The following is a 7,539-nucleotide window of genomic DNA, read 5'->3' as shown; positions in this document are numbered from 1 at the left end:
GGTGGGGATGGGGGTTGAGGGAAGCAGGACCCCGGGACGCGCGGGGCGTGCCTGGTGGCCGATCGCCGTCCTGCTCGTGGGTGGCGCGGTGTTCGTCGCGATCTCCCGCCGCGAGGAGCTGGGCAAGGCCTTCGAACTGCTGGCCCGGGTCAGCCTGGTCAAGCTGCCGGTCGCGTTGGTGTGCGAGACCGGCGCGTTGCTCTGCCTGAGCGCCGTGCAGCGCTGGCTGCTACTGGCCGGCGGCTTCCGGACGCGGCTGACCAGCATGTTCGGGCTGGTCCTCGCCGCCAACGCGGTGGCCGGCGCGCTGCCGGGCGGCGCCGCGTTCTCCACCGCCTGGCTCTACCGCCAGTTGCGGCGGCGCGGCGTCGGACAGGCGCTGGCCGCCGCCTCGCTCGTGGTGAGCGGCGCCCTGTCCGCGCTCGGGCTGCTGGTGATCATCGTGATCGGGCTCCTCACCACGGGGGCGCGGGGCCCTGGCGCGGTGATCGGGCGCGTCCTGGCCGTGTTGGCGCTGCTCACCATCGTACTGTTGGCGATCTTCCGCTCGGCGCGGGTGCGAGCCGCCTGCGGGCGCGGATGGCAGCGATTGAAGGCGCGTTACGACCGGGTGCGCCGGGGCGAGGAGGCCGTGCGCGGGCTCGTCGAGCAGGCCAGGAGCGTGCAGCCGGGACTGCGCCCGTGGCTGCGCCCCTACGCGCTGGCCCAGTTCAACTGGGTGCTCGACGCCGCCTGCCTGGCGGCCAGCCTGTGGGCGCTGGACATCGGCGTGCCCTGGCACGGAGTGCTGATCGCGTACGCGCTGGCCCAGATCCCCGGCAGCCTGCGGCTGACCCCCGGCGGCGTGGGCATCGTGGAGGCCAGTCTCACGGCGCTGCTCGTCGTCTACGGGCTCTCGCCGCAGCAGGCGCTGGCCGGCACCCTGCTCTACCGCTTCTGGAGCTACTGGCTGCTGCAGCCGGTGGGCTGGGGCTGCTGGGTCGCCTTCACCCTGCACGGCCGCCGGTCAGACGACGACGCCGACTCCGACGCCGGCCTCGGGCCCGACCCCGGTTCCGACTCCCGTCCCGACCCCCGCGAGTAGCGCCGGCAGTGGCGCCGCGTGCACCATAGCGAGCCCGGACACCGCCCTGGTCAGCGCCACGTAGAGCCGCCGCAGGCCGGTCCGCTCGTCCGGCTCGCCGTCCACCACCTTCGCCGGCTCGTCAAGCACCACGTGGTCGTACTCCAGACCCTTGGCCAACGACGCCGGCACCAGCGTCAACCGCGCGCCACGCGAGGTCTCCTCGCCCGGCGACAGATGCGCGAGTCCGGCCGCCCCCAGCGCCGCCGCCAGCGCGGGCACCCGCGCGTCGGCCGCGATCAGGCCCACCGAGCCCTCCCGCCGCAGCGCCTCGCGGCAGGCCGCCACCACGGCCCCGTCCAGCTCGGCCGGCGCCACGGGCAGCACCGCGAACGAGCCGGGCGAGTCCCGGATCGAGGTGGCCTCCGACAACTCGGGCGCGATCGCCGGCAGCAGCCGCGAGGCGTACGCGATCACCGCGCGCGGCACCCGGAAGCCCTGGGTCAGCTCCTCCACCACCGCGTCCGGCTTGCCCAGGTGGGCCAGCGCCGCCGCCCAGCTCTCCGTCGCCCACGGGGTCGTGCCCTGCGCGATGTCGCCGAGGATGGTGGCGGATCCCGTGGAGCAGCGCCGGCCGACGGCCCGGTACTGCATGGGCGAGAGGTCCTGCGCCTCGTCGAGCACCACGTGGCCGAGCGAGCCGGTGCGTTCGACGAGGTCCCGCGCCTCGTCGATCAGCACCGCGTCGGCCGGCGACCAGCGGGCCGACTTCACGCTGCGGGCCGGTCGCTCCCACCGGAGCACCTTCCGCTCGTCATCGGTGAGGATCCCCTCGGACATCTCGGCCAGGAAGTCGGCGTCGGACAGCAGGCGCAGCACCAGCTTGGCCGGGTCCACCAGCGGCCAGCACTCCTTGACCACCGCCTTGACGGCGGGGGTGCGGGCCACCGCGTTCTGTACCCGGTCGTCCGGGGCCTCGCCCGCCTGCTCCATGCGCACCAGCACGGCGTGCGCGATTCGCTGCGGCAGCGCCTCGCGGGCCGCGCCGTAGCGGATGTCCCGGTCGAGCAACTCCTGGACGAGCTCAGCGAGTTCGTAGGCCGGTACCCGCCAGCGCCGGGAGCCGCGCACCACCATCAGCGGCTCGGTCGGCATCCGCACCCCGGCGCGCACCGCCCGGCGCAGCACCTCGGCCATGCGCGCGTCGCCCTTGATGTGCGCCGCCGCCGCGCTGTCCACGCCCCGTACCTCGACGTGCGCCACCAGCTCGTCCACGGTGGCCTGTCTGACCTCCAGCTCGCCGAGCGCCGGCAGCACCTGCTCGATGTACCGCAGGAACGACCGGTTGGGGCCGATCACCAGGGTGCCGGAGCGGGCGAGACGCTCCCGGTAGGCGTAGAGCAGGTACGCCACCCGGTGCAGGCCGACCGCCGTCTTCCCGGTGCCCGGCGCCCCCTGCACGCAGACCGTGCCGGACAGCGGGGCGCGCACGATGTCGTCCTGCTCGGGCTGGATGGTGGCCACGATGTCCCGCATCGGGCCGACGCGCGGCCGCTCGATCTCGCGCTGGAGCAGGCGGCTCGTGGTCTCCGCCTCCGCCGGGTCGGACAGGTGCTCGTCCTCGTAGGCGGTGAGCTCGCCGCCGTCGTAGCCGAAGCGGCGGCGCAGCCCCACGTCCTTCGGGTCCTGCTTGGTGGCCTGGTAGTACGGCTGCGAGACGGGCGCGCGCCAGTCGATCACCATCGGGTCGCCGTGGGCGTCGTGGACGTGGCGGCGGCCGATGTAGAAGCGGTTGCCGTGCTCGCCGTCCTCGTCCAGGTCGTGCAGGTAGTCGACGCGGCCGAAGAACAGCGGGGTGTCCACCAGGTCGGCGAGCGACTTGATCCGCAGTTCGATCTCGGACTGCAGCACCTCGGCGTTCACCCAGTTCGCGGTGACGTCGCTGATGTCGAGGGACTCGGCGTCCGCGCGCATGGCGCGCAGCGCGGAGCGGGACGCGGCCAGGTGGGCGCGCTCGGCATCGAGCGGCAAGGGGGCGGTCGGCTCAGGGGCGGACACGGCGGGGCCTCCGGGGTGCGTAGGGGTGAGCGACTGCCGGCCGGTTGCCGTCCGGCCGGCTCCGACCCAGCGCGCGCGGCGGCCCGCGTGGCATCCCGGGTGGAGGCGGAGCCAGGGAGCCTAGGCGCGCGCCCCTGCGACGCGCAAATCATTTCCGAGTGAGCCGCCCACCGGTCGCACGTTCGTCAGGGGTGGGTCATCCCCACTCCCTAGGGGACGTTCGGCCGGAAGGCGGACGAGCGGCCGGTCACTCTCGATCCCCGGGCTGACGACGCGGCCGGCGCCCGGCGGCACCCTTGAACCCATGAGCACCGCAACCATCCACCCGGGGGCCACCGCCTCGGGGCACGTGAGCCATTCCAGGCACCTCGTGGGGCAGGCGCTGCGCGCCGTCCGCGTGGTCGCCGAGACCGCCATCGACATCGTCGTGCTCGGCCGGATCGACGAGCAGGACCCCACGCTCGTCCGCCGCCGCCTGCGCTGAGCGCCGGCCGCGCTCAGACCTCGTCCCTCTCCTCGCCGTCCGCGGTGCGCAGCTCGCTGGCGTCCATGATCCGGTAGGCGTAGCCCTGCTCGGCGAGGAAGCGCTGACGGTGCGCGGCGAACTCCTGGTCGATGGTGTCCCGCGCGACCACGGAGTAGAAGCGCGCCTCGTGCCCGTCCGCCTTGGGCCGCAGCACCCGCCCGAGGCGCTGGGCCTCCTCCTGCCGGGAGCCGAAGGTGCCGGACACCTGGATCGCCACCGTGGCCTCCGGCAGGTCGATCGAGAAGTTGGCCACCTTCGAGACCACGAGCACCTGGATCTCCCCGGCACGGAACGCGTCGAACAGCTTCTCGCGCTGCGTGTTGCTGGTCTCGCCCTTGATCACCGGGGCGCCGAGCAGTTCGCCGAGTTCGTCGAGCTGGTCGATGTACTGGCCGATGACCAGCGTCTGCTGGCCGGCGTGCCGGCGCACCAGCGTCTCCGTGACGCGCCGCTTCGAGTCGGTGGTGGCGCAGAACCGGTAGCGCTCCTCAGGCTCGGCCATCGCGTAGGCCAGCCGCTCCGACTCGGTCAGGTCGACGCGGACCTCGACGCAGTCGGCCGGCGCGATGTATCCCTGCGCCTCGATCTCCTTCCAGGGGGCGTCGAACCGCTTGGGCCCGATCAGCGAGAACACGTCCGACTCGCGGCCGTCCTCCCTGACCAGGGTGGCGGTGAGACCGAGCCGGCGGCGGGCCTGGAGATCGGCCGTGAACTTGAACACGGGCGCCGGCAGCAGGTGCACCTCGTCGTAGACGATCAGCCCCCAGTCGCGCGAGTCGAACAGCTCCAGGTGCGGGTAGACGCCCTTCCGCTTGGTGGTCAGCACCTGGTAGGTGGCGATCGTGACCGGCCTGATCTCCTTGCGGGTCCCGCTGTACTCGCCGATCTCGTGCTCGGTCAGCGAGGTGCGCCGCACCAGCTCGGCCTTCCACTGCCGGGCCGAGACGGTGTTGGTGACCAGGATCAGCGTGGTCGACCCGGCCCGCGCCATGGCGCCCGCGCCCACCAGCGTCTTGCCGGCGCCGCACGGCAGCACCACGACGCCGGAGCCGCCGTGCCAGAAGCCGGCGACCGCCTGCTCCTGGTACGGCCGCAGCCGCCAGCCGTCCTGCCGCAGCTCGATCGGGTGCGCCTCGCCGTCCACGTACCCGGCCAGGTCCTCGGCCGGCCAGCCGAGCCGCAGCAGCGCCTGCTTGATCTGCCCGCGCTCCGAGGGGTGCACCGCCACGGTGTCCTCGTCGATCCTGGCCCCCACCAGCGGGATGATCCGCTTCGACCGCAGCACCTCCTCGAGCACGGCCCGGTCGTTGCTCTGCAGCACGAGCCCGTGCGCCGGGTGCTTCAGCAGCGTCAGCCGCCCGTACCGCGCCATGGTCTCGGCCACGTCGACCAGCAGCGCCTGCGGCACCGGGTAGCGCGAGTACGTCACCAGCGCGTCCACGACCTGCTCCGCGTCGTGCCCCGCGGCCCGCGCGTTCCACAGCCCGAGCGGCGTCACCCGGTAGGTGTGGATGTGCTCCGGCGCCCGCTCCAACTCCGCGAACGGCGCGATCGCGCGCCGGCACTCCTCCGCCTGCTCGTGATCCACCTCGAGCAGCAGGGTCTTGTCACTCTGGACGATCAGGCAGGACACACACACCTCCGCCGGGCCGGCTCACCAGGGCTCACTACGCCATACGTGGGAAACGGGAAATACTACCCCGTTGGGCGGGGCGGGTGTGGATCAGTCGATGGGGAAGGGGTACTCCGGCGGTTCGCTCGGCTCGTGTTCGGCGACGCTCAGTACACCGTCACCCCGTACTCGGCGAGCACCTCGTCGACGGGCTGGAAGAAGGTGGTGGAGGCAGGCCCGTCGCAGGAGCCGCTGGAGCCGGAGAGCAGGCCGTAGCCGGTGGTGCCGGAGTAGAGGGGGCCGCCGCTGTCGCCGGAGAAGGCGCAGGCGGTGGTGGCGATGAGGCCCGTGACGGTGCCCTCGGCGTAGTTCACGGTGACGTCGAGCGCGGTCACCTCGCCGGTGCGGACCCCGGTGGAGCGGCCGCTGCGGGCGATCGGCTGGCCGACGACGGGGGTGCCGGTCGCGGTGATGTCCTGGTGGCCGTCGTAGGTGTGGACGCCGCCGTCCTTGGCGATGGTGGCGTTGGTGTAGCGGACGAGGCCGTAGTCGTCGGCGGGGAAGCTGCCGTCGACGGTGGTGCCGAGCGGCACCGAGGCCGCCGAGTCGGCGAACCAGTCGGTGAAGCCGTTGGTGCAGTGGCCGGCCGTCAGGAAGTAGGTGTCCTCGCCGTCGGTCACGTTGAAGCCGAGGGAGCAGGGGCGCCCGCCGCGGTAGACGGCCTCGCCGCCGGCGATCGTGGTGCTGAGCGTGCCGGGGGAGTGCTCCAGGCGGGCGGCGTCGCCGAGGGCGGCGACGACGGCGCGGAGCCGGGCGAGCTCGTCGCCGTTCACCGAGTCGTCGTGGGTGACCAGGACCTGGTTGGCGGCGGGGGCGACGCCCCAGGTCGTGCCGGGTATGGCGGCCCGCTCGGCCAGCCGGTCGGCGACGGCGGCGAGGTCGGCGGCGTCGCGCTCGACGAGCCGTGGCGTGGCGCCGGCGGCGGTGACCGCGCGGGCGGCCGCCGTGTCGGTGACGGTGATGACCAGGTCGCCCTCGTCGTCGAGGTAGGAACCGGCGGTGCGGTCGCCGAGCCGGTCCTGGAGGGGGTCAGCCGGGGTGTCCGCCGAGGCACCCGGGGCGGTGAGCGCGGCGAGCAGCAGGGCGGTGGCGAGCACGGTGCGTGGTCTCAACTCGGGCTCCAATGGGGGTGGTTGATCTTCCTCCCTGCGGCCATACCCCGCGCTCGCGGCCCGCTACCGTGCTGTCAGGTTCTCGTCAGTTTTACGCGGGTGTGGGGCGTCGCCCAGGACCTGGCGGATGCCCGCGAAGTGGCGCCGCATCGCCTCCGCCGCCTGCGTCCCCTGGCCCGACTCGAGCGCCGCCAGGATCTCCTGGTGGCGGGTCACGGTGATCCTGGGGTCCCGATGGTCCGTGCTCGGCTCGTCGCGCACCCCGTGGAACGCGGCGTGGAAGGCGGCCCAGAAGGCGTCGAGCACCTCGCTCAGCAGGTGGTTGCCGAGGGAGCGGTAGAGCGCCAGATGGAACGCCCGGTCGGTGGCCGCCGTCACCCGGTCGACCGCCGCCTCCCGCTCCATGGTCGCGACGAGATCGTGCAGCACGGCCAGATCCTTGGCCGGCACCTTTCCCGCCACGCTCCCGATCAGGCCGGCCTCCAGCGCCTCGCGCACCTCGAGCAGCTCGTAGAGGCTCGCCTGGCCCCTGCCGTGCAGGACCGCCGCCCGGAAGACCATGCCCTCGACGAACGAGTCCAGGCTGAGGCCGCCGACATAGGTGCCGAAGCCGTGCCTGATGTCGACTATGTCCACCGCCTGCAGCGCCTTGAGCGCCTCGCGCACCGAGTTGCGGCTGACGTCGAACCGGCCCATCAGCTCGCTCTCGGTGGGGAGCGGGTCGCCGGGCGCGAGTCGGCGGTCCAGGATCAACTGCTTGATCCGCCGCTGCACCTCGTCCGACATCACGCTGCGTGCCATGCCGCGCTCCCCTTCCGACTCGCCAGAGCAGAGCTAACACCGGGAGTTCACATTGTGCCAGGAGATAGGACATCGGACGTCTGGTCAACAGCGCCTTGAGGTAGAGGTCTTGACCATCCGTCACGGCCGCTCCTACCGTGAACATCGGACGTAGAACGTAGGACCTCCCGCCAGAGCCGCCTGGAGGCTTCGATGGACCGTGCCCTGGCCCGCAGGGACTTTCTCAGGATCACCGGCGCGTTGGGCGCGGCCGGCGCCATCACCGCCTCCCTCGGGGCCTGCACGGGGCCGCCCTCCACCATCGACC

Annotated in this window: 7 protein-coding genes; 3 read left to right on the top strand and 4 right to left on the bottom strand. The window is 73.0% G+C overall.

Annotation, left to right across the window (positions count from 1 at the left end):
* The first annotated feature begins 7 nt into the window (after positions 1-7).
* Positions 8-1,084, top strand: a complete 1,077-nt coding sequence (locus E1265_RS30290) for a YbhN family protein (protein WP_132934175.1) — start codon at positions 8-10, stop codon at positions 1,082-1,084.
* Here E1265_RS30290 and E1265_RS30285 read toward each other — a convergent pair.
* The gene (locus tag E1265_RS30285; RefSeq protein ID WP_243741217.1) at positions 1,007-3,121 is read right to left on the bottom strand and encodes an AAA family ATPase; all 2,115 of its coding nucleotides are present in this window, start codon (positions 3,119-3,121) and stop codon (positions 1,007-1,009) included. The two genes, E1265_RS30290 and E1265_RS30285, sit on opposite strands and share 78 nt — an antisense overlap.
* 304 nt (positions 3,122-3,425) lie before the next feature.
* On the opposite strand from E1265_RS30285, the gene E1265_RS30280 reads away from it, so the two are divergent.
* Positions 3,426-3,605: a hypothetical protein gene (locus E1265_RS30280; protein ID WP_132934173.1), complete on the top strand. Its 180-nt coding sequence runs from the start codon at positions 3,426-3,428 to the stop codon at positions 3,603-3,605.
* A gap of 13 nt (positions 3,606-3,618) precedes the next feature.
* Here the strand turns inward: E1265_RS30280 and E1265_RS30275 are convergent, their stop codons facing one another.
* The 3 genes from E1265_RS30275 to E1265_RS30265 form a co-directional block, all read right to left on the bottom strand.
* Positions 3,619-5,280, bottom strand: a complete 1,662-nt coding sequence (locus E1265_RS30275; protein WP_132934172.1) for a DNA repair helicase XPB — start codon at positions 5,278-5,280, stop codon at positions 3,619-3,621.
* Positions 5,281-5,426: 146 nt separating this feature from the next.
* Positions 5,427-6,431 carry a S1 family peptidase gene (locus E1265_RS30270; RefSeq protein WP_132934171.1) on the bottom strand — a complete coding sequence of 335 codons (1,005 nt, stop codon included), beginning with the start codon at positions 6,429-6,431 and terminating at the stop codon, positions 5,427-5,429.
* A gap of 63 nt (positions 6,432-6,494) precedes the next feature.
* Positions 6,495-7,232 (bottom strand): FadR/GntR family transcriptional regulator, encoded by a 738-nt coding sequence (locus E1265_RS30265; RefSeq protein WP_132934170.1) that lies wholly within the window; start codon positions 7,230-7,232, stop codon positions 6,495-6,497.
* 192 nt (positions 7,233-7,424) lie between these two features.
* Here E1265_RS30265 and E1265_RS39855 point away from each other — a divergent pair.
* Positions 7,425-7,539, top strand: a 115-nt coding sequence (locus E1265_RS39855) for a twin-arginine translocation signal domain-containing protein (protein ID WP_132934169.1), incomplete at its 3' end; no start/stop codon positions are given.

Origin of the sequence: Streptomyces sp. 8K308 (assembly GCF_004348315.1) — a bacterium.
Taxonomy (GTDB): Bacteria; Actinomycetota; Actinomycetes; order Streptomycetales; family Streptomycetaceae; genus Streptomyces.
Note: the sequence above shows the minus strand (reverse complement) of the source record. Positions and strands in the feature narration are given on the sequence as shown.